The 24,870-nt window shown below is 43.9% G+C and carries 24 protein-coding genes; 13 read left to right on the top strand and 11 right to left on the bottom strand.

The window, feature by feature from the left end; all coding sequences use genetic code 11:
* Positions 1-135: 135 nt before the first annotated feature.
* The 6 genes from V1467_RS07115 (at position 136) to V1467_RS07140 (ending at position 5,827) form a co-directional block, all read left to right on the top strand.
* Positions 136-975, top strand: coding sequence for an alpha/beta fold hydrolase (locus V1467_RS07115; RefSeq protein ID WP_416308102.1), 840 nt, complete (start codon positions 136-138; stop codon positions 973-975).
* 175 nt (positions 976-1,150) lie between these two features.
* A complete protein-coding gene (fadD, locus tag V1467_RS07120; protein WP_416308103.1) occupies positions 1,151-2,803 on the top strand; it encodes a long-chain-fatty-acid--CoA ligase FadD in 1,653 nt (550 codons plus the stop codon).
* A gap of 58 nt (positions 2,804-2,861) precedes the next feature.
* Positions 2,862-4,025: a ribonuclease D gene (gene rnd, locus V1467_RS07125; RefSeq protein WP_416308104.1), complete on the top strand. Its 1,164-nt coding sequence runs from the start codon at positions 2,862-2,864 to the stop codon at positions 4,023-4,025.
* Between the two features lie 27 nt (positions 4,026-4,052).
* Entirely contained in the window at positions 4,053-4,334 is a 282-nt protein-coding gene (locus V1467_RS07130) for a YcgL domain-containing protein (protein WP_416308105.1), read from the top strand.
* Positions 4,331-5,296 carry a lytic murein transglycosylase gene (locus V1467_RS07135; protein WP_416308106.1) on the top strand — a complete coding sequence of 322 codons (966 nt, stop codon included), beginning with the start codon at positions 4,331-4,333 and terminating at the stop codon, positions 5,294-5,296. Before V1467_RS07130 ends, V1467_RS07135 begins: the two co-directional genes overlap by 4 nt.
* A gap of 36 nt (positions 5,297-5,332) precedes the next feature.
* The gene (locus V1467_RS07140; protein WP_416308107.1) at positions 5,333-5,827 is read left to right on the top strand and encodes a YcgN family cysteine cluster protein; all 495 of its coding nucleotides are present in this window, start codon (positions 5,333-5,335) and stop codon (positions 5,825-5,827) included.
* 34 nt (positions 5,828-5,861) lie between these two features.
* Here the strand turns inward: V1467_RS07140 and dsbB are convergent, their stop codons facing one another.
* The gene (dsbB, locus tag V1467_RS07145) at positions 5,862-6,383 is read right to left on the bottom strand and encodes a disulfide bond formation protein DsbB (RefSeq protein WP_416308108.1); all 522 of its coding nucleotides are present in this window, start codon (positions 6,381-6,383) and stop codon (positions 5,862-5,864) included.
* Between the two features lie 31 nt (positions 6,384-6,414).
* Positions 6,415-7,995: a sodium/proton antiporter NhaB gene (gene nhaB / locus V1467_RS07150; RefSeq protein ID WP_416308109.1), complete on the bottom strand. Its 1,581-nt coding sequence runs from the start codon at positions 7,993-7,995 to the stop codon at positions 6,415-6,417.
* 251 nt (positions 7,996-8,246) lie between these two features.
* Between nhaB and fadR the strand changes: the two genes are divergently transcribed.
* From fadR to V1467_RS07165, 3 genes are read left to right on the top strand one after another with little or no spacing between them, the layout of a single operon-like run.
* The gene (fadR, locus tag V1467_RS07155) at positions 8,247-8,957 is read left to right on the top strand and encodes a fatty acid metabolism transcriptional regulator FadR (RefSeq protein WP_416308110.1); all 711 of its coding nucleotides are present in this window, start codon (positions 8,247-8,249) and stop codon (positions 8,955-8,957) included.
* 48 nt (positions 8,958-9,005) lie between these two features.
* Positions 9,006-10,652 (top strand): GMC family oxidoreductase, encoded by a 1,647-nt coding sequence (locus V1467_RS07160; protein WP_416308111.1) that lies wholly within the window; start codon positions 9,006-9,008, stop codon positions 10,650-10,652.
* Positions 10,653-10,667: 15 nt separating this feature from the next.
* Positions 10,668-11,411 carry a class I SAM-dependent methyltransferase gene (locus V1467_RS07165; protein WP_416308112.1) on the top strand — a complete coding sequence of 248 codons (744 nt, stop codon included), beginning with the start codon at positions 10,668-10,670 and terminating at the stop codon, positions 11,409-11,411.
* Positions 11,412-11,467: 56 nt separating this feature from the next.
* Here the strand turns inward: V1467_RS07165 and V1467_RS07170 are convergent, their stop codons facing one another.
* Positions 11,468-12,049, bottom strand: a complete 582-nt coding sequence (locus V1467_RS07170; protein WP_416308113.1) for a superoxide dismutase — start codon at positions 12,047-12,049, stop codon at positions 11,468-11,470.
* Positions 12,050-12,257: 208 nt separating this feature from the next.
* Here V1467_RS07170 and V1467_RS07175 point away from each other — a divergent pair, with 208 nt between their 5' ends.
* Positions 12,258-12,599 (top strand): Grx4 family monothiol glutaredoxin, encoded by a 342-nt coding sequence (locus V1467_RS07175; protein ID WP_416308114.1) that lies wholly within the window; start codon positions 12,258-12,260, stop codon positions 12,597-12,599.
* A 71-nt stretch (positions 12,600-12,670) separates the two neighbouring features.
* On the opposite strand, the gene bfr (V1467_RS07180) is transcribed toward V1467_RS07175, so the two are convergent.
* The 3 genes from bfr (V1467_RS07180) to V1467_RS07190 form a co-directional block, all read right to left on the bottom strand.
* Positions 12,671-13,138, bottom strand: a complete 468-nt coding sequence (bfr, locus tag V1467_RS07180; RefSeq protein ID WP_416308115.1) for a bacterioferritin — start codon at positions 13,136-13,138, stop codon at positions 12,671-12,673.
* Positions 13,139-13,150: 12 nt separating this feature from the next.
* On the bottom strand, positions 13,151-13,621 hold the full coding sequence (gene bfr / locus V1467_RS07185; protein WP_416308116.1) for a bacterioferritin: 471 nt from the start codon (positions 13,619-13,621) through the stop codon (positions 13,151-13,153).
* Positions 13,622-13,895: 274 nt separating this feature from the next.
* On the bottom strand, positions 13,896-14,090 hold the full coding sequence (locus V1467_RS07190) for a bacterioferritin-associated ferredoxin (protein WP_416308117.1): 195 nt from the start codon (positions 14,088-14,090) through the stop codon (positions 13,896-13,898).
* 297 nt (positions 14,091-14,387) lie between these two features.
* On the opposite strand from V1467_RS07190, the gene V1467_RS07195 reads away from it, so the two are divergent.
* The gene (locus tag V1467_RS07195; RefSeq protein ID WP_416308118.1) at positions 14,388-14,993 is read left to right on the top strand and encodes a peroxiredoxin; all 606 of its coding nucleotides are present in this window, start codon (positions 14,388-14,390) and stop codon (positions 14,991-14,993) included.
* Positions 14,994-15,077: 84 nt separating this feature from the next.
* On the opposite strand, the gene V1467_RS07200 is transcribed toward V1467_RS07195, so the two are convergent.
* A complete protein-coding gene (locus V1467_RS07200) occupies positions 15,078-15,959 on the bottom strand; it encodes a universal stress protein (protein WP_416308119.1) in 882 nt (293 codons plus the stop codon).
* A 91-nt stretch (positions 15,960-16,050) separates the two neighbouring features.
* On the bottom strand, positions 16,051-16,668 hold the full coding sequence (rnt, locus tag V1467_RS07205; protein ID WP_416308120.1) for a ribonuclease T: 618 nt from the start codon (positions 16,666-16,668) through the stop codon (positions 16,051-16,053).
* 140 nt (positions 16,669-16,808) lie between these two features.
* Here rnt and V1467_RS07210 point away from each other — a divergent pair, with 140 nt between their 5' ends.
* Positions 16,809-17,669 (top strand): flagellar protein MotY, encoded by an 861-nt coding sequence (locus V1467_RS07210; RefSeq protein ID WP_416308121.1) that lies wholly within the window; start codon positions 16,809-16,811, stop codon positions 17,667-17,669.
* On the opposite strand, the gene glpQ is transcribed toward V1467_RS07210, so the two are convergent.
* Positions 17,666-18,661 (bottom strand): glycerophosphodiester phosphodiesterase, encoded by a 996-nt coding sequence (glpQ, locus tag V1467_RS07215; RefSeq protein WP_416308122.1) that lies wholly within the window; start codon positions 18,659-18,661, stop codon positions 17,666-17,668. The two genes, V1467_RS07210 and glpQ, sit on opposite strands and share 4 nt — an antisense overlap.
* Positions 18,662-19,109: 448 nt before the next feature.
* On the opposite strand from glpQ, the gene V1467_RS07220 reads away from it, so the two are divergent.
* Positions 19,110-22,877, top strand: coding sequence for a TonB-dependent receptor (locus V1467_RS07220; protein ID WP_416308123.1), 3,768 nt, complete (start codon positions 19,110-19,112; stop codon positions 22,875-22,877).
* Positions 22,878-23,016: 139 nt separating this feature from the next.
* On the opposite strand, the gene gloA is transcribed toward V1467_RS07220, so the two are convergent.
* Together gloA and V1467_RS07230 are read right to left on the bottom strand one after the other, a co-directional pair.
* The gene (gloA, locus tag V1467_RS07225) at positions 23,017-23,397 is read right to left on the bottom strand and encodes a lactoylglutathione lyase (RefSeq protein WP_416308124.1); all 381 of its coding nucleotides are present in this window, start codon (positions 23,395-23,397) and stop codon (positions 23,017-23,019) included.
* Between the two features lie 53 nt (positions 23,398-23,450).
* Complete coding sequence (locus V1467_RS07230; protein ID WP_416308662.1) at positions 23,451-24,821, bottom strand: hypothetical protein; 1,371 nt, start codon at positions 24,819-24,821, stop codon at positions 23,451-23,453.
* Positions 24,822-24,870 lie beyond the last annotated feature (49 nt).

Here is a 24,870-nt window from a genome sequence, read left to right on the forward strand (position 1 = left end):
AGGAGCGGAAAAAGATTGCCGGTTGTGGCAAACTGAATCCTGCTAATGATTTTAAATGCGGCAATTTATTGCCGCATTTTTATTGTCAGTTGTAGTAGTCATTTCACTTTATCAGTTACTATAAGCGCTTACACTATGCATGAAATCAGCTTTAAACTACCTCATATCAACTTGTCTGCACTGGAATTTGGAGATGCTTCCAAACCTTTGGTAGTGGCATTGCATGGGTGGCTGGATAACGCCGCCAGCTTTATTCCGCTTGCGCCGTTTTTAACCGATTATCATCTGATTGCGCTAGATATGGCGGGGCACGGCTTGAGCCAACATCGTAGTCCCGATGCCAATTATCATCTGGTTGACTGGGTACAGGACTTACATCAGTTATTGGAGCTAAACCAGTGGTCTGAAGTTATTTTGTTAGGCCACTCGTTGGGCGGAATTGTCGCCTCGATGTATGCCAGTTGTTTTCCCGAGCGAGTCAGCAAACTGGTAGTGATGGAATCTTTTGGGCCGCTGAGCAAAGAAGTCGAATCCAGCCCGCAACAGCTTAGAGACTCTATTGTGAGTCGCCTGGAAGTGGACAGCAAACCCGCTCGTCATCCAGCCACATTACGACAGGCAGTGCAGGCTCGAAAAGTGGCCGGAGATGTTTCTACTGAAGCCGCACGGTTACTGGTCAGCCGTAATCTGGATGATAGCAGCGGCGAGTTGCGTTGGCGCACTGATCGGCGCTTGCGTACCATTTCATCAATGCGCGTAACCGAAGATCAGGCTAAAGCATTTATGCATGCCATCAAGGCTCCAATGTTAGTTATTCTTGGCCAAAACGGATTTGAAAAATTGAAAGTTAATTTTCAGCATCGCCAACAATGGGTAACCAATTTAACCAGTTGTACCTGTCCGGGGGGACACCATTTACATATGGAACATCCATTTGCTGTTGGTGAGAAAATCGTGCAATTTATAAATTGCTGAATTTGAGCAATTTTGCAGCGAAAATAGATTAGTTATAGGCAATATTGCTCTAAACAGCATTTATCTTTGCTTCGCGGTTGGTTAAGATAACCCGATCCTTACAACATTTACGTATTTGACACATTCTGTCTATATTTACCCCAAAATAATAATAACGCCTACATTAGGAGGCCATGTGGAAAAAATTTGGCTAGATAGCTATTCGTCTTCAGTTCCTCACGAAATCGATCCTGATTGCGTCCCTTCTCTGGTTGATGTGCTTGAACAAAGCGTTGAAGAGTTCGGTGATAAAGTGGCCTTTATCAATATGGGACAAACGCTGACGTTTAACCAGCTGGACAAATTGTCCCGTCAGTTTGCCGCTTATCTGCAAAATCAGGGGTTGCAGCAAGGTGATTCTGTTGCGGTGATGATGCCCAACTTGTTGCAGAATCCGGTGGCGATTTTCGGAATTCTGCGTGCGGGTATGACAGTTGTGAACGTAAATCCGTTATATACAGCGCGTGAATTAAAGCATCAACTCGTCGACTCCAATGCCAAAGCCATAGTGATTGTGGATAATTTTGCGCACACGCTGGCGGCAGTGATTGAAGAGACTCAGGTTAGCCAGGTCTTTACCACCCAGTTGGGCGATATGTTGCCGTTAGTCAAACGTCTGCTGGTTAATTTTGTGGTTAAATACATCAAAAAAATGGTCCCGTCATTTAAACTGGATAATGCCGTTCTGTTTGTGGATGCGATAGCTGAGGGCGCAAAACAGACTTACACTCGTCCGGATCTGAATGGCGACAGTTTGGCGTTCTTGCAATACACCGGCGGAACCACCGGTGTATCCAAGGGTGCCATGCTCACTCACCGTAATTTGCTGGCCAACCTTGAACAGGTCGCTGCCATAATCGGACCGGCGATCAAGCGTGGTGAAGAGCTTATTGTGACCGCGTTGCCGCTTTATCATATCTTTGCATTAACGGCTAACTGTCTGACCTTTGTTAAATTTGGCTGTCAGAACTTGCTGATTACCAATCCTCGCGATATGCCCGGTTTTGTTAAAGAATTGGCTAAATACCCCTTTACCGTGATGACTGGGGTGAACACATTGTTTAACGGTTTGCTCAATACTCCGGGCTTCAAGGAACTGGATTTTAGTAACTTTAAATTTGCCTTGGGTGGCGGCATGGCGGTGCAGCGCAGTGTGGCGGAAAAATGGGAAGCATTGACCGGACACGTATTGCTTGAAGGCTACGGACTGACCGAATGCTCTCCGTTGGTGACGGTTAATCCTCCTAGTATGACGCAATACAACGGATCAATAGGACTGCCGGCTCCTTCAACCGATATCAAGTTACTGGATGATGAGGGTAACGAAGTATCTATGGGTGAACCGGGCGAAATGTATGTTAAAGGTCCGCAAGTGATGGTCGGGTATTTAAATCGTGCGGAAGCGACCAGCGAAATTCTCAATGACGGTTGGTTGGCAACTGGGGATATTGCCACTTGTGATGAAAAAGGCTTTTTCTATATAGTGGATCGCAAAAAAGACATGATCCTGGTGTCCGGCTTTAATGTGTTTCCCAATGAAATCGAAGATGTTGCGGCTATGCACCCGGATATTATGGAAGTGGCGGCAGTGGGAGTGCCCAATGAAGCCTCCGGTGAAGTGGTAAAACTGTTTGTGGTGAGCAAAAACGATGAGTTATCTGAAGCTGAAGTGATTACTCATTGCCGGGAGCATCTCACCGGTTATAAAGTACCGAAAATGGTAGAATTTAAAAAAGAGCTTCCGAAATCCAACGTAGGGAAAATTCTGCGTCGGGAATTACGGGATTAACGCATAGGCAGATAATGGAAAAAACCGGCAAGGGCCGGTTTTTATTCGGGTAAGGACGTTGTACGAATATTTAGATAATAATGCGCAAGTCGCCGAGTTTTGCCAGCAGGCATTACACAAAAAAGCCATTGCAGTCGATACCGAGTTCGTCAGAACGCGCACACTTTATCCGCAACTCGGATTAATTCAGATCTATGATGGTGAACGACTGGTTCTCATCGATCCCGTTGCCGTTACAGACTTATCACCACTAGTCACGTTACTGATTGCTCCCGACGTGGTGAAAATATTGCACTCCTGTTCGGAAGATCTGGAAACATTCCAGACCGCGCTGAACATCATGCCCGAGCCTGTTTTTGATACCCAGTTTGCCGCCAGCATTGTCAATATCGGCCCAATGTTGGGTTATGCCAAACTGGTTGAAATCATGCTTGATATCCAAGTGGATAAAGGCGAGTCGCGCACAGACTGGCTGGCACGCCCGCTAAGCCCTCAACAACTGGAATATGCGGCTAATGATGTGCTTTATCTATATCAGCTTTATCCGCAATTAAAACAACAAGTTGAAGATAAACAAAGGCTGGATTGGGTATTTGAAGAAATTCGGTTGTTAGCTATTAAAAAGCAGCGTTCACTACCTGTTTCGTTAACCTATCTTAATATAAAAAACAGCTGGCAACTATCAGGTAAGCCGTTGGCAGCTTTACAGAAACTGGCGGCGTGGCGGCTGGAACAGGCGCGTAAACGCAACCTGGCTCTTAATTTTGTGGTTAAAGAACCTAATTTATTGAATCTGGCGAAAAGGCAGCCTAGTAATAAGAGTGAGCTACATGCGGTGGTGGGATTAAGTCCTCAGGAGATCCGCCGTAATGGTGAACAGATCCTCGCCCTGCTTAATGACGTTACCGAAAGTGATTATCCTCCCAGAGTGGAACGACTGGTCGATTTTGCTGCCTACAAGGGTATTGCACAATCGTTGCGAGAAATGTGTCAGCAGGTTGCTGAAAATCAGCAAATTCCGGTTGAAGTATTAGGTTCTAAAAAACAGATTAATCAATTATTGCAATGGTTATGGTTCAAACTCGACGAAACAAGGGAAAAAGGCTTGTTGCCGGATTTATTGTCGGGCTGGCGCGGCGAATTGCTATTAAGCGGGATTGAGCGTGTGGTTGGTGCTAAAATAGCATTATCAAAAGATGAGGGTTGTCCCGAGGCGGGGTAATGCTCGCCTGTTAAGTCGAGAGTTGTTATGTTGTGCGCGATATATAAAAGTAGTAGAAAACCCGAAACCTATTTGTTTGTACTAAAGCGCGATGATTTTTCTGCCGTACCGGAAGTATTGCTAGCCTCGTTTGGTAAACCGTTATTTGTGATGATGCTGGCACTGAAGGAAGATCGGAAGCTGGCCATCAGCGATGCGGATAAAGTCAGGCAGGAATTGACCGATAAGGGCTATTACTTGCAGCTCCCCCCACCAACTGAAAATTTACTCCACCGACATAACTTGTCAAATCAGGGTACATCATTATGAAGAAAATTTTAGCCATCGCTACCATCCTTTTCTGTTCTGTAGTGCAGGCAAAACCGAGTTTTGACGAATATGTGCAAAGTTTAAAAGCAGAGGCCATCGAGAAGGGATTTAGCCAGGAACTGATTGATATGGCCTTTGAAAATGTTCAATTTCATCAGCGTTCGGTTAAGGCAGATAAAAACCAGCCTGAGTTTAAATTGACTCTTGATCGCTATTTATCCACTCGTTTACCTGACTGGAAAGTCAAACAGGCGATCCAGAAATATCAGGACAATAAAGTATTACTCGAACAGATAGCCGACAAATATGGCGTTCAGGCTCGCTTTATTGTGGCGCTGTGGGGCAATGAGAGTAATTTTGGCAAAATCATGGGTAACTTCCCGGTTATTTCTGCTTTGACTACCATGGCCTATGAAGGGCGCCGCGAAGACATGTTTAAAAAACAACTTTTTGCTGCACTGCAAATTTTGCAGGAAGGTCATATTGAAAAAGACCAATTTGTCGGTTCCTGGGCAGGCGCAATGGGGCAAAGCCAGTTTATGCCGACATCATTTTTAAGCTACGCACAGGATGGCGACGGCGACGGCAAGAAAAACATCTGGCAGAACAAGGCAGATGTGTTTGCGTCTATCGCTAATTACCTCAAGCTGGAAGGTTGGGACAATAGCCAGACATGGGGACGTCAAGTCCAAATCCCGAGTGGTTTTGATTTGCAATTAGCAGGTTTGGAAACTGATAAAATGAAGCCGTTGCATGAATGGCAAAAGTTAGGGGTGCGCCGCTATGACGGCAGCGATTTGCCTACGCGCAATATTCCCGCCAGCCTGATTGTTCCAGATGATGAAAATGGGCGTATTTATCTGGTTTACAATAATTTTCACACCTTGATGCACTGGAACCGTTCCACTTATTTTGGTAGCGCAGTGGGAATTCTGGCCGATCAAATTAAAGCCGGATTATAAACTCGAATATCCAGGCGAGTTGACAGGAACTGCCATATGTCACAATTGCCCTTTTGGGAAACAAAATCCCTGTCTGAAATGACAGAAAATGAATGGGAATCGTTGTGCGACGGTTGCGGGAAATGCTGCCTGCACAAGTTTATTGATGACGACGAAGGGGATATGCAGCCCACCGATGTGGTATTCAAAGGTGAACGGGTACATTTTACCAATATTGTCTGCGATTTACTGAACACCAAAACTTGCAGTTGCTCCCAGTATGAGCACAGAACTGACTTTGTGCCGGATTGTGTCAAGCTGACCAAAGATAATCTGAAAGATATTTTCTTTATGCCGCCCAGTTGCAGTTACCGTCGTTTGTATGAAGGCCGGGGATTGCCAGCTTGGCACCCATTGCTGAATAGGCAAAAGAAGACGGCTATGCATAAAGCCGGCATGTCGGTAAGAGGTAAGACAATTTATGAAGGGCAGGTCAACCTGGATGAATTTGAAAACTATATTGCTATCTGGCCACTGAACGATATTGACTAAAAAACAGGATCGCGGGCGATCCTGTCAAATCAGATTAGATTTTGTGCTCGACGCTTAGTCGAATGACCAATACCAGCGCCCAGACAAGGCTGTAAGCGGCGAAGATTGCCATCATCCATTGTGGCATACTCATTTGCATAAATTGCCAGTCGATATCACCACAGTCCCCTGTTGCGGCAAAAATCTGCGGGACCCACTCATGCAGTTTTAACCAGCTTGGAAAGTTTGGCACAATCTCACAACTGGCAAAAAATGGGTTGGCGGCAGTTTGGATATCCACATGCTCGTAGGCAATCAGGGTTCCCCAAATAGCACTGACTCCCCAACCGGTCAGGGCAACCAGCCGAAACAGGATATTCTGACTTAGAAATATTCCCACCAAGGCACTGAGCATAATGCCAAATACCGCGGTACGCTGGTAAATACACATAATGCAAGGAGCCAAGTCCATGACATATTGAAAATACAGTGCAGCTAATTCCAGTCCTAGCGTCGAGATAAACAGCAGCTTCCATGCTGCTGCGTGTTCTGGCCAGATTGCGATATTTCTTAGCATTATTATTTTCCGCAGTGACGTTGTATTAAGATTAATGGCTTAACGGTGTCGCCATTTGTGACGGATCGTGATGGTTTATCAGGTGCATCTGATACAACCAGTCAGTTAAGTCATGTAATCCGAAATAGGTAGCAGCCAGGCCAACCAGAGTTAAAACAATGGTATAGGGCAAGGCCATATAAACCATTTTGCCGTAAGACAATCGCAGCAATGGTGCCAGAGCAGAGGTTAACAGGAACAAGAATGCGGCTTGTCCATTGGGTGTGGCTACACTGGGCAGGTTAGTACCGGTATTAATCGCTACAGCCAACAGGTCAAATTGATCACGGGTAATTTCGCCTTTGCTTAGTGCAGTGGCAACTTCATTAATATACACAGAGCCAACAAACACATTATCGCTGACCATGGATAATAATCCGTTGGCCAGATAAAACATCACCAGTTGCGTTTTACCTTCATAGGTTAATACCCATTCAATAACCGGCGTAAACAGGCTCTGGTCGATGATAACTGACACTACAGCAAAGAACACACATAACAACGCGGTAAAGGGCAGGGCTTCTTCAAAGGCAGGCCCCAACTGATGTTCGTCAACAATGCCGCACATAGAGGTTGCCAACACGATAATGGATAAGCCAATTAAGCCGACGGCGGCTAAATGTAGCGCTAATCCGATCACCAGCCACAGTGCGATTAAGCCCTGTACGACCAACTTAATATTTTCTTGCTTGCTGCGCTCTTTATCCAGAGTGATGCTGTAGTCGGTCAGAATACGTCTTACGTTGTCCGGGAGCATGGCGCCATAATCAAACCATTTGAATTTTTCCAGCAATACTGTGGTAAGCAATCCGCAAAATAATACCGGCACAGTTACTGGCGACATACGCATAAAAAACTCGATAAAATTCCAGGTCGCCTTATCGGCAATGATCAGGTTTTGTGGTTCACCAACCATGGTCATTACACCACCTAATGCAGTACCTACCGAAGCATGCATCATCAGGTTACGTAAAAAAGCGCGAAATGCGTCCAGATCATCACGATTAAGGCTGGCAACGTTCTCATCATGGGTATGGTCATGATCGTGATGATAATCTTTACCCGAGGCCACTTTGTGGTAAATACTATAGAAGCCGGTGGCAACAGCGATAATAACCGCCACCACAGTCAAGGCATCAAGAAAAGCCGATAAGAACGCTGCGGCAAAGGTAAAGGCTAACGACAGTAATACTTTACTTTTGACTTTGATCAGCAGGCGAGTAAATAGATGCAGCAGTAAATCTTTCATAAAGAAGATCCCCGCCACCATAAAAATTAGTAGCAATACAACTTCAATATTAGTGACAATTTCAAGTTTAATATGATTTGGCGAGGTCATGCCAATGGCTACAGCCTCGAGAACCAGCAGACCTCCTGGTTGCAGGGGATAACATTTTAACGCCATCGCCAGGGTGAAAATAAACTCCAACACCAGCGCCCAACCTGCGATATAGGGATTAATTTGAAATATAACCGGATTTAAAATCAAACAGGCAATAATAAACTTTTTGTACCAGCCAGGTGCCTGCCCAAGAAAGTTTTTGAATAGAGCCGAAGCCATAGATTGCTGCATTGAGTAGCATCCTTAATTATTATACTTAATAAGACTGGGTATGTTGTAAAAGCTGTCGCGATAAATTGCAAGTAGAATCGATAAAGAATCTGAACGGAAAGTATTGAAATTTCACTAATAAATCGGAGAATTCCGTGGATATGTTAAAAAAATAGGGCTAATTTGCAGGGATAAGTAAACAAGCATTGTTTCCGCAGAAATTCATCTGGTACAATCAGTGGATAAAATAATAATTAAGTGTGGCAGTTCAGATGATATATAAAGCTCAAAGCCCGGCAGGATTTGCGGAAGAATATATTGTAGAGTCAATATGGAGTGGGCGTTTTCCTCCCGGCACTATTCTTCCCGCTGAACGTGAATTGTCAGAACTCATCGGCGTGACTCGAACAACATTACGCGAAGTCTTACAACGGCTGGCCCGAGATGGCTGGTTAACCATTCAGCACGGCAAACCCACTAAAGTGAATAATTTCTGGGAAACCTCCAGTCTGAATATTCTCGAAACGCTAGCCCGATTGGACGAAGAGGGCATTCCTGAGCTAATTAATAATTTGCTTGCTGCCCGCACCAGTGTCAGCGCTATTTTTATTCGCGGCGCAATCAAGAATGATCCGGATAAGGTAATAGAAGCGTTAAAAGGCTTTATGGATGTACCTGAAGATGGCCAGGCTTTCGCTGAATTTGATTACCGGATAAACCATGATATTGCGATGGCGTCCGGTAACTACATCTATGTTTTATTAATGAATGGTTTCCGCGGGCTGTATTCGCGGATTGGCGGATATTATTTTTCCCACCAAAGTTCGCGTAAGTTAAGCCGTGAGTTTTATGCCCAATTGAGCGAGTTGGCCGATAAAGGCGACTTTGAAGCGGTTCCTGTATTAGTCAGAAATTACGGTATAGAAAGCGGTAAAATTTGGAAAGAAGTGCGTGATACCATGCCCAAAGGTCTTGTTGATTAACTAACCTGAGTTCGGGATAAGCCGCGCCTTGGGACTGGGAGCGCAACAATGCAGCAGACAGGTCCGCTTTCATTTGATTATATTATTATCGGTGGTGGCTCAGCAGGAGCCACGTTAGCCGCCAGATTATCTGCAGATAAACATAACTTGGTATGTTTGCTTGAAGCAGGTTCAAAAGATACCAATCCTTTTATTCATATTCCTTTTGGTTTAGCTGCTTTAGCTCATATAAAAGGGTTAAACTGGAATTACTCCACTTCCCCACAAGCACAACTTAACCAGCGTTGCTTATATTGGCCGCGAGGAAAAACCTTGGGTGGCTCCAGTTCGGTTAACGCGATGTGTTATATCCGCGGCAGTCAAAATGACTATGAGCAATGGAAACAGATGGGCGCTAGTGGTTGGGGGTGGCAAGATGTTCTGCCTTATTTCAAAAAGTCTGAATCCTATGCGCAGGGCGATCCGCGCTGGCACGGTGATAGCGGACCGTTGTCGGTAACTGAACTGCGTTATACCAGTCCGCTATCAACGAGCTTTGTGCATTCAGCAAGGGAAATGGGCTTAGATCTGGTTGCTGACTTTAACCAGTTAGACCGCGAAGGCCTGGGTTTTTATCAGGTAACGCAAACCAAAGGACAGCGTTGTTCTGCGGCTAAGGCCTATCTCGCACCCATTCAAGATCGCACTAACCTTACTATAATGACGCAAGTGCTGGTCGAGAAGATCCTGATCGAACAACAAGTTGCCACTGGTGTGCAGCTTAAAAGTGGTCAGCAAGCAATTCAGCTAAACGCACGCAAGGAAGTGATTGTTTGTGCAGGGGCTATAAATTCACCACAATTATTGATGTTGTCTGGTATTGGCCCCAAACGACAACTTCAAAATCTGGGCATTAAATCGGTATTTGACTTGCCGGGTGTTGGCCAGAATTTGCAAGATCATCTGGATGCCATTATCCAACATGAGTGCAAAAATTCGCAAGGTTACGGTTTAGCGCTTAATGCGATACCTGTTTGGTTGAAGTCGGCGTATCACTACTGGCGTAAACGTCAGGGGATGCTAACCAGCAATATCGCCGAAGCTGGCGGCTTTATTAAAAGCTCTTATGCCAGTGCTGAGCCTGATATCCAGTTGCATTTTTTACCGGCTAAATTACAGGATCATGGGCGTAAGTATGTGTATGGCTACGGGTACAGTTTGCATGCATGTGCATTGTATCCAAAGAGTCGGGGATATATTGCCCTGGCGTCGGCAGATCCGGCTCAGCCAGCGATTATTGATCCCTGTTATTTAACACACCCTGATGATCAAAAAATCATGATTGAGGCGGTTAAATTAGCGCGAAGATTGCTGTCTTGTGCAGAATTCAGTCAATATCAATCCATTGAACTTCAGCCCGGGACTGAAATACAAAGTGATCAGCAAATTCTGCAGTTTGTGCGTGAACAGGCGCAAACCATTTATCATCCGGTTGGGACTTGCAAAATAGGGGCAATAGACGATCCTATGGCCGTGGTGGATCCGCAGTTGAGAGTTAAAGGGATAAAAGCGCTACGAGTAGTTGATGCGTCGGTGATGCCGACTATCATTGGGGGTAATACCAATGCCGCAGTAATTATGATCGCCGAAAAAGCCGCGGATATGATTTTGCAATTAAATTCAGTTAACTCAGGTCAAGTAGAAACAGAGCTCTAATAAAAGGAACATAAAATGAAAAAATGGTTAACGGTAATGGGTTGTGTCGGTTTTGTCGTCGGTGCCCAGGCGGCTGATATTTCAGCAAAACTGCAGCGGGCAATGCAATCGGACATCCGTGATGAGTCGGAGATAAAACGCGATGCCAATCGCAAACCGATGGAAACGCTGGCGTTCTTCGGTTTGCAGGATGATATGAAAGTGGTTGAATTGATCCCGGGTGGCGGCTGGTATACCAAGCTGTTAGCGCCAATACTGCGTGATAACGGTGACTTCTCTATTGCCTATGGAACCGAACGGGCAGAAAAAGCCATTAAGGGCCAGGAAGGTTTTGACAAGGTGAATATACTTGCACCAACCTCTAAAGTATACCGGCCTGAAAATGCGGCTTTTTACGCCCTGGATAATCCGGATTTAGCTACGTCTGACGTTGATATGGTGTTTACTTTCCGTAACTACCATAATTTTGGGCCAGAAGGTCGAGCTGCAATGAACGAAGCTGTGTACAAAGCTTTGAAGCCGGGAGGAATTTACGCCGTAGTTGATCATACTCGCCGCCATATGCAGCCAAATAATGATTTTAATGGCCGTCGGGTCGATCCGGTCCTGGCGATTAAAGAGATCCAAGATGCAGGATTTGAATTAGTCGATTACAGTGATTTACATTACCGGCCGGTTGATGAGCTGATTTATGAAGTCGGACATAAAGACGTCACAGGACATACTGATCGTTGGACATTGAAATTCCGCAAAAAATAGCGGGAAACAAAAACGCCCCGATATCGGGGCGTTTTCACATCTTGAACCGAAAAATCTTAGCCGAAGTTTTTCGCTGCAAAATCCCAGTTTGCCAAAGCCCAGAAACCTTTCAGGTAATTAGGGCGGACATTGCGATAATCGATATAGTAGGCGTGTTCCCACAAATCGACTGTAATCAGTGGCGTAACGCCTGATTCTGTAATAGGAGTGCCAGCGTTGCTGGTATTAACGATATCCAGATCACCGGACGCAGTTTTTACCAACCAGGTCCAGCTTGAACCGAAGTTGTTAACCGCTTTGTCATTAAATGCTTCTTTGAACGCGTCAAAAGAACCCCACTTGGCATTGATTGCGTCAGCCAATGCGCCGGTTGGCGCGTCGCCGCCATTTGGGCTTAAGCTATTCCAGTAAAAGGTGTGGTTCCAGATCTGTGCCGCGTTGTTAAATACACCGCCTTCTGAACTGCGTACGATTTCTTCCAGAGATTTGTTTTCCAGATCGGTTCCTTCGATCAGGCCATTCAACTTAGTTACATAAGTTGCATGGTGCTTGCCGTGGTGATAGTCCAGTGTCTCTGCTGAAATATGAGGTTCTAGCGCATTTTTTTCATAAGGCAATGCAGGTAATTCAAAAGCCATTGTAGATCTCCATTTAGTTTACAAGATAAGGATGAGTAAATAGATCCTAGACGCTAATGCATCAGAGTAAAAGCTAAAATTGAGATTTAAACAAAGTATTTGCTATATCTAATAATTTTAGTAACAACGACTTCGCTTGGGTATCTGTTGATATGCAGGTAAAATAGCCCCATTAATTGAAAATATCGTCATAAAAGGGCAAACGATAATGGAAACAATTGACAAAATTAAGCAGCAAATCAGTGAAAATCCAATCATTTTATATATGAAGGGCTCACCTAAATTACCTAGTTGCGGGTTTTCTGCTCAGGCCAGTCAGGCATTGATGTCTTGCGGCGAACAGTTCGCTTATGTGGATATTTTACAAAATCCGGATATTCGTGCCGAGTTACCGGCCTATGCTGATTGGCCAACTTTTCCGCAGTTATGGGTAGACGGAGAATTGGTTGGTGGCTGCGATATTATTCTGGAAATGTTCCAGCAGGGTGAGTTACAGCCGTTGATTAAACAAACTGCTGAAAAATATGCTGATAAACAGGATAACGCCTGATTTAACCCGTAACGCACCCAATTCAAAAGGCCTGATAGAAATCAGGCCTTTTTAGTTGAGCGCAGGGTAGTTTAAATCTGCGATTGCAGGTAATTAGCCAGCCCTGTCATATTGATTAAACCTAACTGTTGTTCCAGCCAATGGGCGTGATCTCGCTCGGTATCATCCAGCAGGGTTTCGAGTATTTCACGAGTGACAAAGTCCTGACACTTTTCGCACTGGGTAATGGCATTTTTGAGAGCTTCTCCCACTTCTTGCTCAAGCAACAGATCATTTTCAAGCATTTCTGGCACCGTTTTGCCGATACGCACGGCGCAGCGGGTTTTCATATCAGGTGTGCCTTCCAGCATTAAAATGCGTTCAATCAGCAATGACGCATGGCCTTTTTCATCGTCAAACTCATGAGCAATACGCTCATGTAACTTGTTCAATCCCCAATCTTCGTACATTTTGGCATGAATAAAGTACTGATCCATGGCTGCCAGTTCTGCACTTAATAACTGGTTCATGCTGTTAATAATGTCTTTATGACCTTTCATGATGGATTTCCTTTAGTCGTTGATCATGGCTTGCAAGTAGTTTTCCTGCCCCAGTTGTTGCCACAGATGTAATTGGGTTTCCAGCCAGTCGATATATTCCTCTTCCTGTTCAAGAATATCGTCGAGTATTTCTCTGGACACATAGTCCGCTTGTTCTTCACACACTGCGATGGCGGTTTTGGTTATGGCCAGGTGTTCCATTTGCATAGCGAGATCGCACTTCAGCATTTCATGGGTGTCTTCACCAATGCGCAGCTTTTCCAGATGTTGTAAATTGGGCAGTCCCTCAAGCATCAGAATGCGTTCAATTAAACGATCGGCTTGCTTCATATCCAGAATGGATTTCTTGTATTCTTTTTCGTTTAGTACCGAAAGCCCCCAATTTTTAAACATGCGGGCATGTAAAAAGTACTGGTTAATAGAGGTTAACTCGCAGGTGAGTACTTTACTCAGTTGCTCTAAAGCTAATTTATTTCCGCGCATGGAATTGCCGTTATCTGGTGTATTTGATGGCTATAAAGGTAGTTGTTTTTAGCTTGAATTACAAGTTGAAATAAATAAAAGTGCAATAAAAACAATGACATACAAACGTTAAGTATTATCATTCTTAATTTGTTTAAGTTTATCTAATCAACTGTAAAGCTGAACAGAAGCTTGGCTTCACAAAGAAATGAAAGTTAACGTACTGAATTATAAAAATAAAAATGCAGGAGGAGAAAAATAGAACAGGCGAGGTGTCAGAATAAATTAGCTATGATCAACAGACTTCTTTAAACAAGGATTCATCGATGATTGTAGAGTCAATAAGTTGCTGCGCCATTTGCACACATTTGCCACATTGCCCGCCGACACCCAAGTGTTTACGCAACTCACGCATCGAGCCTACGCCGTCCTCACGAACTGCTTTTTCGATTTGTTTGTCGGTAATGGCGTAACAAAGACATATATACACTAAAATTCACCTCAGTAGTGATACTGTAAATGATAATAATTGTTATTTAGTTAAATGCCAAGTTTTATTTTAAATTATTTTGCATAGATACCCGTTGCCTCTTCAACATGACGACTCCTGAATATGTTAACGGGAAGTGGGTACAGGTGTTTATTTTCATGTCTTTTTGAATTAGTTCCAAAATAGTTGGGCTTGTGTCTTGGTTTTTACAAGTCCGTCCCTATAATCTTCACTGAGCTTACGAGAACCATAGGTTTGTTTTCGTAAATCTGACAATTCTAATCTGAGGAACATAATATGAGCGTTTTGGTTGGTCGTCCGGCCCCTGATTTTACAGCAGCAGCGGTACTAGGTAGTGGTGAAATAGTTGATAGCTTCACGTTAAGTGATGCGATCAAGGGTAAGCCTGCAGTTGTATTTTTCTATCCACTGGACTTCACCTTTGTTTGTCCTTCAGAATTGATCGCATTTGATAAGCGCTATGCTGAATTCCAGAAGCGTGGTGTTGAAGTTATCGGTGTTTCTATCGATTCCCAGTTTTCTCATAACGCATGGCGCAACACCGCAATTAATGACGGCGGTATTGGCCAGGTTAAATATACTTTGGTTGCCGATACCAAGCATGAAATCTGCCAGGCATATGATGTTGAACATCCAGACGCCGGTGTGGCGTTCCGTGGTTCATTCCTGATCGATGCAGAAGGTGTAGTACGTCACCAGGTAGTGAACGATCTACCTTTAGGTCGTAACGTTGATGAAATGTTGCGCATGGTTGATGCGCTGGCTTTCCATGAAGAGCATGGTGAAGTTTGTCCGGCCGGCTGGCAGGAAGGTGACAAAGGCATGAACGCTAGCCCTGACGGTGTAGCGGCGTATCTGTCAGAAAACAGCGACAAGTTATAATCGCGAATAACAAAATTAGTTGATAGCAAAAGCCGCATTATGCGGCTTTTTTATTGCTCAAATATGAAGTTAAAAATAGCGGGCTTAAGGCTGTATCACCAAGATATTGGTCTTCAACAGGGTAAGCACTTCTTCGGCGGTATTGCCTAATAGTTTCGCTTTCAGTCCTTTGCGGCCGACGGTACCGATAATTACCAGGCTGGCACCAATATCCGATGCCGTACTGGGAATGACTTTTTCTGCTTCACCATCATTGATATGAATATTCTCGACAGGAATGGGGTGATCTCCCACCATCTTCTGAATTCGGGGAATATATTTTTTACGGGCTTTTTGAACTGCCTCGGTAGTATCAATAAAGCCGATATCCTTCAGTATTGGCGAGATGGGTACACTGAAACAGAAATGTAACGGCATCTGCATACTAGTGGAAAACTTGATCCCGGCATCAACCAGCTTCTGGTTTAGCGCCTGCTTGGTGCGTGAACGCGTTGCCATATCCAACGCGACCATAATGGCCTGCTTGCGTCGCCATCTTTTTTCTGCGACAAGTAGCACCGGAACCAGACCGTTGCGCAATATATGCCAGTCTGTAGGCGTGTAAAAGGGGCCTTCGCTACGATGACCGGTTTTAATAATCAAATCATAACTTGTCAATTTGCAGTGCTGTTTGAGCCAGGCAGAAATATTTTTTTCCCATAACACTTCTGACGTGGCGTTTTGTTCAAGATCATGTTTGACAATTTGCTTGTTCAACCACTTGTTGTGAGACAGCAGGATCTGTTTTTGAGCTTCAACCATTTGCTCTTTGCTTAAGCTGGCAGATAGCCCCTGCAGATGTTCATAACTGAAGGCAACAATATGAAGTTTGGCACCGTGACGTTCAACCATCAGTTTGGCGCGAGCCAGGGCTTTTTGTTCTTTATCTTGTTGATCCGAGATAACCAGAATATGTTCAATTTTCATCAAAGGTACCTGCAGTAGTTATTTCAGTCAGTGTAAGACATAAACTTTATGATTTAAATCATGTACTTGCTATTGTTGCTAAATAATTCCCTCAGGGACGCTCAACAGGCCAACCGCCAAGTTGTTGCCACTTGTTGACAATATAACAAAATAAATCCGCGGTCTTCTGCGTATCGTACAACGCTGAATGGGCTTCTCGCTGATCAAAGGCAATATTTGCTGCTTCACAGGCCTTGATCAGTACAGTTTGTCCCAGCGCTAGCCCGGCTAAGGTGGTCGTATCAAATGAAACAAAGGGATGAAAGGGATTGCGTTTAATATTGCTGCGTTCAATAGCGGCATTAAAGAAGCCCTGATCAAAGGCTGAATTATGCGCTACGATAACCGAGCGTTGGCAATCGGCTTTCTTTTGCGCTTTACGAATTTCTTTACAAATTTGGGTCATCGCGGTTGTTTCGTGAACAGCACCGCGTAATGCGCAATAGGGATCAATGCCGTTAAACTCCAGCGCAGATTTTTCCAGGTTGGCACCTTCAAATGGCTCAATATGAAAATGCAGTGTCATATCCGGATGCAGTACGCCTTGTTGGTCCATTTTTAGCGTGACGGCGGCGATTTCTAATAATGCGTCTCTATGCGGGTTAAAACCGGCAGTTTCCACGTCAATTACGACCGGAAAGTAACCTCGAAAGCGTTGATTTAGGTGCATTGCTGTATCAGGCATGAATAACGAATAAAATAAAATTGAACGGCAATTATTGCACGCCCACAATCGCTAAACCAATTAATTGAGATTAAATATTTTTTTCTTGGGGTCGATAACAAATTGAGAGATCAGGCGAGTATGTTATGAAAAAAATAGTATTGCTTTTGGCATGGATACCCATGCTGACCCAGGCTGGTGTGCGCCACTATAATGCCAGCATCGAATCTTCCGACTGGAAACTGCAAGATAGCAGCCGTCTTCAATGTACTTTGAAACATCCTATTTCAGGTTATGGTGATGCATTGTTTACCAGTTATTCGGGTAAACAGCTGAATATGGAATTTGAACTGGATATGATGAGTTTGCCTGATACCTATTCCGTTGCCGCCGTTTATTCGGTACCTCCTCGCTGGATGCCGGGGGCAATGCAACGACCTATTGCCCAAATGACGGTCAGAAAACAATATGATGGTGACCTACCCAAACAAGCTGCCTGGACCATGTTATCTGAACTGGAAAAAGGTTACTGGCCGACAATTTATTATCAGGATTGGTACAACAGCTACGATAAAGTGGCTGTCGGATTGAATGCCAGTAATTTTATGCCGGTGTACAAACAGTTTGTTGAGTGTGTGTCTAATTTACTGCCGTTTTCTTTTGATGATATTGCCTATACCGTGCTGAATTATAAGAAAAACAGTTCGGATTTGACCAAGCAATCCAAGCGTAAGTTAGAGATGATCGGTCAATATCTGCAAGAAGATACCAATATGGAACTGGTGTTACTGGATGCCTATACCGATAGCTACGGCGGTAAATCAACCAATTATCAACTATCGGTTAATCGTGCGGATACAATAAAAACATTTTTCACAGATAATGGTGTAGATGCATCCCGCATTGAAATAACCGGACATGGAGAGCGTAGGCATATCGCGGATAATACTACAGAGCTGTCTCGCGCTAAAAACCGCCGGGTCGTTATCCGCATGGATAAACCTTAATCTACAGGTTTATCTTGCAGATAGCGGACAGTAATATCAGGGAAATCGCTAAACAGCCCGTCAATCTGCAGTTGTCCAAATAACAGTGCGAATAATTGGCTGGTTTGGACGTTGTCCGGTAGCGAATCTTGCCTGAATGTATAAGGATGCACTGCTAAACCGGCTTTATGTGCCGCTTCCGCCAGTCCGGTACTTGCAAATGTTTGCTGATCAATCACTTGAGCAAGCCAGGGACCGATGCCTTGTGCTACCGTGGCAATTTCTGCCAGTCCTTCTGCTGTTTTCAGATAATCATAATTGGTTGATGCTTCATGCCAGTCATTTTCTCCTAGTAATTGCACCAGTTTAACTTTGGCTCCCAGTTCATGTCGCCAACGCTTTAGCTCGGCAAAATCAAAGCTCTGGATGTAAACGGCTTTGTTTGGGTCATCGAGCTGATGTTTGCGCAATGTGGCTAACACCATTTTACTGATATCCCGACCCTGTTGACGGTGCCAGGCGGGGGATTTTATTTCGGGGTAGAACCCGACCTGTTTACCTGTCATGCGATTAAGCTGACTGATGAGTTCCAGTTGCTCTTCAAAGGTGGCTATGCGGAAATCTGCTCTGCCCTGATAGCGACTGCTAAACACCATCTTTCCCTGTTGATCGGTGCGCTCATGCACGCGCAGGGTTTGCAATTCAGCCAGACTAAAGTCGATTACATAATATCGCCCGTCCGGGCGATGACGTTCAGGGAATTGTTGCTCTACATTAGTAACGGTGTCTAGATGGATATCGTGAAGGACGACCAGAACGTTATCTTTACTCAGTACCAGATCCTGTTCGATAAAATCTGCCCCTTGACTATAGGCTAATACTGCTGATTCCAGCGTATGTTCAGGCAAATATCCAGAAGCGCCGCGATGGGCAATAACGAGCGGTTTGGCCAAGGGTTGTCCGACTACAAACAGCCCGATAAAAATGGCGCATAGTATTGACCGTAACGGCATAGTTATTCCTCATTTTTGTGTTTGACCCGCTTACTATACTCGGTAAATCCGCTTTAGGTCTGAATTAAAATGGGGCAATCACAGATAGTGGTCAGGGTAAAAGCTAGCCAAGATTTCAGACCCGGTTTTTCCAGGTCCCGGTTTATTGTTCTGCTTTGACAACTCGCCAATAAAAGCGTCACCCATGTTAAAATAATTTATTTTTTTGAAAATAGATTGTTGGTGATATATTATTCTTGATATTTACTTCTAAATTTGTTTAATTAAACCGCGCCTATAGCTTCCGTTATCAAGAATAACTCGAAACAAAGCGATAGAAGCAAAATTAGAAAAAGCTTAGTAGGTGAGGAACAACTCAACGGATCTATTTACGTACTACTAATACGTATCTAAATACAGCACTTTGCCGATCTATGTGGTTGCAGCACAGATTGGTAAAGAGTGGAACATGAAAATAATAACTACATCTAAAGGAAATGGTATGAAAGCTATCCAATTATCCAAAACTGCCATAGCCGTGAACACAGCTATGTTAATAAGTGCAAGTTTGGCTATCCCTGCTTTTGCTGCTCAAGAAGCAGAAAAAGCTTCAGCAGAAGATAGCAAGGAAAAACTTGAAATTATTCAAATCACCGGTATTCGCTCATCACTTCGCGAGAACTTGAACAATAAACGTTTCTCAGACTCTATTGTTGATTCAATCAATACCGAAGACATCGCTAAAAACCCTGACAAAAATATGGCAGAGGCACTACAGCGTATCCCTGGCGTACAAATTGAGCGTCAGTTTGGTGAGGGGGCCAAAATTTCAATTCGCGGTACGTCGCCTGACCTAACCAATACCTTGGTAAACGGACAATCGGCCAAGTCTGCTTCATATCTTCCTGGACAATCGGAAAGTAACGCATTCGATTTCTCAAACATTCCGGCTGAAAGTGTATCCAAAATCGAAGTGCTTAAATCGGCACGTGCAGATATAGATGCGGGTGGAATAGGCGGTACCGTGATTTTGCATACCAAAAAACCTTTGGAGCAAGAAGATGGTTACGGTTATTTAAATGTTGAGGGGGAATACAATGATGCGTCAGAAAAATCCTCGCCGCAAATTTCAACCGCCTACAACTTTGTAACTGAAGATAAAACATTCGGTGCTTCAATCAGTGTTAGCCATCAGCAGCGTAATGCATTTCGTACCGGCTTTGAATCTGACGGAATAGCCGGTGGTACAAGTGCTGTTAGTACCGGATTTGCGCAAACCGATGCAATCAGCTGCCCAACTGAAGCATGCTTAAGCAGTGATATCAAATTAAGACATATGAACAATCATAACTTGATTGTTACCAGGCATATGGCATTAAACGGTTATACCTACGGCGATCTGGAAGCGGTAGCGGGTAATGGTCCTTATTCAAACGTCAATGATCCTACCGATTCAGGCGTATGGAATAATAGTACTCATTATTGGGGACAACCTGATGAAGTGATTGATCCCACTTATATCGACCCGGTTTGGGGACTGTTCTGGGGTGACCGAAGAGCTGGAGGTTTAGGTCAAACGCCGGCAAGAACAATCGGAGATATGGTGTATGCTCCCGCATTTCAAACCGATGAAAGCCGTCTGGATACCACTGTTAACCTACAATGGGCGCCAACCGATGCATTAAGCATCAACCTTGAACTTAACCAGAATAAAACCGATCGTGACAATAAAAGCGATAATTTATACGCGCAGCCGCATAGAATGGTGCAGCTTTTATATAGTAACGACGTGCCGGGAATTGATCCGCGTCTGGTGATGGATCCGGAGCGTGATATTGTTTTATCCGCGAACTATCCTATTGATGGGACCTCTCTGGTGCGCGGTGGTGGTGAGGTTTGGGATGGTAATGGCTACTATAGTAGCGCTGGAACCTGGGGAGAGATGGTACGCCGTGACTCCAATGACCGCAGTGGTACCGAAACCGAGCAAAACCGGTATCATTTAACAGTTGATTATCAAAAAGATGATTTCACGGTAAAACTGCAAGCAGGTCAGACTAAAGCTGAAAGCACAGTGATGGATCGCAGCACAACCCTTGCTACACGATTTGGTGATTATGAAACGCCTTATTCAGGTGATAACCCAAATGTGCAAATCCCGACTTATGAGGGGGTTAACCTCGGATATGCTTACAACCCAGAAACCGGGAAAGTGTATTGGGGCGTGCAGGCAGACCCTTCACTAACTGGTGATGAATTGGCTGCCGCTCAGCAGCGGGCTGAAAACTTCCTGTTAGCGCCGACCAATGAATTTTATCTACTGACCGGAGGTTTGCGAAATACCGCTCGCTATCGTGAAAATACAGAAGATTTTGCTCAGGCAGATGTAACATGGCAGCTTGATAACGACTTTTACATTGATAGTGTCAAATTTGGTGCCAAGTACCGAAATATCGAACGCACGGAACACTATTTTACCGAGAATGCGACTTTTCATGGTTATGCCGATCAAGCAAGTGATTTCCCGCTCATTCTGGCTGAGCAAATAGTAGGTGGAACGGTTTCGGGCTTAAACTCTGCGGGTCATGATATTCCTAACGAATATTTTGATATCGACCAGGCAAAGCGTAACTCCCTGCTTAATGATCACTTTTTACTGGTTCATTCTGAATCAAGTCCTAATTTAGGTGCTTGTACCGATGCCATAGCCGCTTCTGGCTCAAATGAATATTATGGTTGTCGTTCAGGTATGACTGAATCTGCCGGTGATTACTATGATGTGACTGAAGAGCTATTTGCTTACTATGCCATGGCCAATTTTAGTGGTGAAAATTTCCGCGGTAATATTGGTGTGCGCGTGGTGGATACACAACGTGAATCAATCGGTAATGAGGTAGAGAAAGACGAAAATGGTCAGCAACTGTCTTATCCGTTGGACCCCAGTGACCCGGGTTATGTGGCTGAGCTTGCCGGTTTCAATAAATACGTACCCCTAGTTCAAACCAGTAGCACTAAAGATTACTTACCCAGCTTCAATTTGGCGGTTGATTTAGCCGATGATGTTATTTTACGCGCAGCCGCGTCGAAAAATATTTCTCATCCTAGCCTGAGTCAAATGAGAAGTAACTTTTACTTAGTAACGGAAAGATCGAGATTATACACCGATGGTCGCCAGCAGTTTCTGACGCCAGAGGGTAACGCCGAACGTCTTGCGATGGACTCACAACGTCGAGGATCCGTTGGTAACCCCAATCTTGGTTCCTATACTTCTGTGAACAGCGAACTGGGTATTGAGTGGTATTTCGCCAAGTCGTCCATATTTGCGGTCACAGCATTCCAGAAAGACATCAAAAATATGGTTCGTTCAACTTCTCAGGTGCAGAATTTGGATGACTTGGGAGCCGAAGGTAAAACGGACAACAATGGTTATCCTATTTTTGGTGACTATGTTATCAGTTCTTACTTCAATACCGGTCAGCAAAAAGTGAAAGGGGTGGAGTTACAGCTACAGCATGATTTTGGTAATGGTTTTGGTGGTTTGATTAACTACACTTATACCGATGTTCCAGAGCAGAAATTTAGTAGCTCAACCTTTTCATATGAAATTGCCGATATGAATGATATTGAAACCCATCAAACCGATCCGGCACAACGTGAATATTTTGAGGTTACTGGTTTTAGCGCTCAAACCACAACGCAATCCGAACCCATGTTTGGACAATCTAAAGATACGTTGAATGCGTCAGTTTATTATGAAGATGACACGTTTTCAGCACGTCTTTCCTACAACTACCGTAGTGAATTTGCAGATGCAACCTACACTGACGGTATTCGCTACACTGATGCCCGTCAGCAGTTGGACTTTAAGGCGACGTATCAAATTATGGAAAACCTGATTGCCAGTTTCGCGGTGACCAACCTGACCAATGAAAATGTCGTTCAATATATAGAAACGTCGCAGATTGTTAATGATCCTGTGATTAATAAGATGAAATGGGTTGATGAGGTTGTTGACGGTGTTGCAACTGGAAACCGTGTTGTAGCCAAAGATGATAATGGCGTTGAAATCATTGAGTCTTCAATTACTGGAGAGGAAGCTTTTGAGATGCTGTCGCAAGCCAGTGGTATTCCTGTTTCTGAACTCAAACCCTATTACGAAAACCATTTAGACAAAATATATGTTAACGAGTGGACTAACGGTCGCCGTTTCTATGTTGGTGTAAACTGGACTTTCTAATATCAACAAGTTTATTTATTAGAGTAATACTTGTTTAGCTAAGCACACTAAACGGCCAATGCTGTTTAGTGTGCTTTTTTATTTAACTTAATGTGATTTGATACATGCAATATATGGGAATAGTGCCAAGTTTCTCAGGCTATTTCTGGATCAGTTCAACAGCATAACCATCCGGATCGCGCACAAAAGCAATCACCGTATCACCACCTAATACCGGACCCGGTTTGCGATACACATCCGCTCCTTGCGATTCGAGTTTTTCACATAACTGATAGATGTCGTCAGCCCCGATAGCAATATGACCATAGGCTTCGCCCATGTCATAGCTGCTTTTATCCCAGTTATAGGTGAGCTCCAATACGGTATGATCTGACTCATCGCCATAACCGACAAAAGCAAGGGTATAACGATACTCTGTATTGTCGGATTGGCGTAATAACTTCATGCCGAGCAGCTCAGTATAAAATTGAATAGAACGCTCGAGATTGCCGACACGTAGCATGGTATGTAACAGTTGCATGATGTTCCTTAAGTTTCAGTTTTTGTTAATGATAATCGAATCAACAACAGTGGTTATTCTTCACTGTCCTGTGTCTGTATGACCTCAATATTAATAATGTTAGAGCGATTGAGGGTGATTTTAACCCGTTGGGTTTGTTGTTGATTCTGTTTATCCGTATGCATTAGCACCGCGTTTATTTGATAACGGCGCTCAACGGCTTGTTTGGTTATTTTATTGTTATCCAGTGAATATAGCCGTCCTTCACCTTTTTTTAGGAAACGCACAAAAGGCGTTAAATTAAAATAGATACGCTGCTGAATTTTATCATAGCCCGGTAAAAATGTTTTCGCAGTGACTTTGGTTTCACTGCGAAAATGCAATAATTGTGCAGCTTGTTTGTTTTGTTGGCGCCGGGTTTGAAATAATTTATCTACTTGTGGCGGTAAATCTTTATTATTAATGTATTGAAGCCAAATCGTTTGGCTGGCAATACGATTTTTATTAACGCTATTGGTATAAATATTTCTCCATTTGGGCAGGCCTCTTTGGATACGGCGCCATATGATGCGGGTAATATCCTCTTTAAATATTTCTCTTAACCCGTAAATCACCCCCAACATTCCCACCAATGCAATGGTGACTTCGGTAAAATTAGTCCGCGCGTTTAATACCAATACCATCACAAACGCCATAATAACGGCGGTTACCGTTCCCCGAACTATCCGTTTTAAATTACTATTGAGACTCTTCACTTCCTTTTGCAACACCACGCCATATTCGATTAAGCGCTGTAGTAAACGCATTTTATTGGTGATGCGATTGGGATCGGCCAGAGTGATCTGTGAGTTATATTGATTCTCTTGGCGGTATTCACTTTCACGGCGGCATAGGGCAAACAGGAAGTTTCTCTCGCTGGTAAACTCACTGCTTTTAGGACCAGTCGAAAGTAATTTTAAGAATGATTGCTCCACTCGCCAACTCAGGTAGTTGTCGGCATTTTCAAAAAATGCCCTGAGCTTTTGATCCGGCGGGGTATAGCGCCGGAGCTTTTTCAATAATCCCGATATTTGCTCTGCCAATACCACGGCTTGTGGGTAAAATTCTGCACTCTCTTTGAGTTTAATGGTTTGTTTAATATCGGTATCCAGGGCGGTACGGATTTGATAAGAAAACAGATTAAGGTTTAATCGGTAATCACTTTGTTGACCTTTTTGTTGGCTAATAAAGCGGCTTCGCACTAAAGGTAAATGTAATTGTTCTGAGTAATAAGCACTGTGGTTTTGGATGCTGCTATGAAAATAGTGTTCTTCGGTTAAGGTTTTAGGGCTAATGCCCATCTCGTCCGGTAAAGAAAAATATAAATCGAGCCTTTGCAGATCATTCGGCAATAACTGGTAACTGACCTTGATGGACAGGTTTTCATCTTGGCTGATTTTTATCATATTCACGCTATTTCCATTTCTAGTTGTCGTGTAGCCAAGTCTTAATCTG

Source organism: Neptunicella plasticusilytica (genome assembly GCF_047922965.1).
GTDB classification, from domain to species: Bacteria; Pseudomonadota; Gammaproteobacteria; order Enterobacterales; family Alteromonadaceae; genus Neptunicella; species Neptunicella plasticusilytica.

Bases quoted from the DNA above. Each gene is read 5' to 3' on its own strand.
- V1467_RS07160 (WP_416308111.1), top strand. From the start codon at position 9,006: ATGCAGCAGACAGGTCCGCTTTCATTTGATTATATTATTATCGGTGGT.
- nhaB (WP_416308109.1), bottom strand. From the start codon at position 7,995: ATGCAGCAATCTATGGCTTCGGCTCTATTCAAAAACTTTCTTGGGCAG.
- gloA (WP_416308124.1), bottom strand. From the start codon at position 23,397: ATGCAACTGTTACATACCATGCTACGTGTCGGCAATCTCGAGCGTTCT.
- dsbB (WP_416308108.1), bottom strand. From the start codon at position 6,383: ATGCTAAGAAATATCGCAATCTGGCCAGAACACGCAGCAGCATGGAAG.
- rnt (WP_416308120.1), bottom strand. From the start codon at position 16,668: ATGCACCTAAATCAACGCTTTCGAGGTTACTTTCCGGTCGTAATTGAC.
- V1467_RS07115 (WP_416308102.1), top strand. From the start codon at position 136: ATGCATGAAATCAGCTTTAAACTACCTCATATCAACTTGTCTGCACTG.
- V1467_RS07170 (WP_416308113.1), bottom strand. From the start codon at position 12,049: ATGGCTTTTGAATTACCTGCATTGCCTTATGAAAAAAATGCGCTAGAA.
- bfr (WP_416308116.1), bottom strand. From the start codon at position 13,621: ATGCGCGGAAATAAATTAGCTTTAGAGCAACTGAGTAAAGTACTCACC.
- V1467_RS07230 (WP_416308662.1), bottom strand. From the start codon at position 24,821: ATGATAAAAATCAGCCAAGATGAAAACCTGTCCATCAAGGTCAGTTAC.
- V1467_RS07165 (WP_416308112.1), top strand. From the start codon at position 10,668: ATGAAAAAATGGTTAACGGTAATGGGTTGTGTCGGTTTTGTCGTCGGT.
- fadR (WP_416308110.1), top strand. From the start codon at position 8,247: ATGATATATAAAGCTCAAAGCCCGGCAGGATTTGCGGAAGAATATATT.
- V1467_RS07220 (WP_416308123.1), top strand. From the start codon at position 19,110: ATGAAAATAATAACTACATCTAAAGGAAATGGTATGAAAGCTATCCAA.
- V1467_RS07135 (WP_416308106.1), top strand. From the start codon at position 4,331: ATGAAGAAAATTTTAGCCATCGCTACCATCCTTTTCTGTTCTGTAGTG.
- V1467_RS07195 (WP_416308118.1), top strand. From the start codon at position 14,388: ATGAGCGTTTTGGTTGGTCGTCCGGCCCCTGATTTTACAGCAGCAGCG.
- V1467_RS07210 (WP_416308121.1), top strand. From the start codon at position 16,809: ATGAAAAAAATAGTATTGCTTTTGGCATGGATACCCATGCTGACCCAG.
- V1467_RS07175 (WP_416308114.1), top strand. From the start codon at position 12,258: ATGGAAACAATTGACAAAATTAAGCAGCAAATCAGTGAAAATCCAATC.
- V1467_RS07130 (WP_416308105.1), top strand. From the start codon at position 4,053: ATGTTGTGCGCGATATATAAAAGTAGTAGAAAACCCGAAACCTATTTG.
- V1467_RS07140 (WP_416308107.1), top strand. From the start codon at position 5,333: ATGTCACAATTGCCCTTTTGGGAAACAAAATCCCTGTCTGAAATGACA.
- glpQ (WP_416308122.1), bottom strand. From the start codon at position 18,661: ATGCCGTTACGGTCAATACTATGCGCCATTTTTATCGGGCTGTTTGTA.
- V1467_RS07200 (WP_416308119.1), bottom strand. From the start codon at position 15,959: ATGAAAATTGAACATATTCTGGTTATCTCGGATCAACAAGATAAAGAA.
- bfr (WP_416308115.1), bottom strand. From the start codon at position 13,138: ATGAAAGGTCATAAAGACATTATTAACAGCATGAACCAGTTATTAAGT.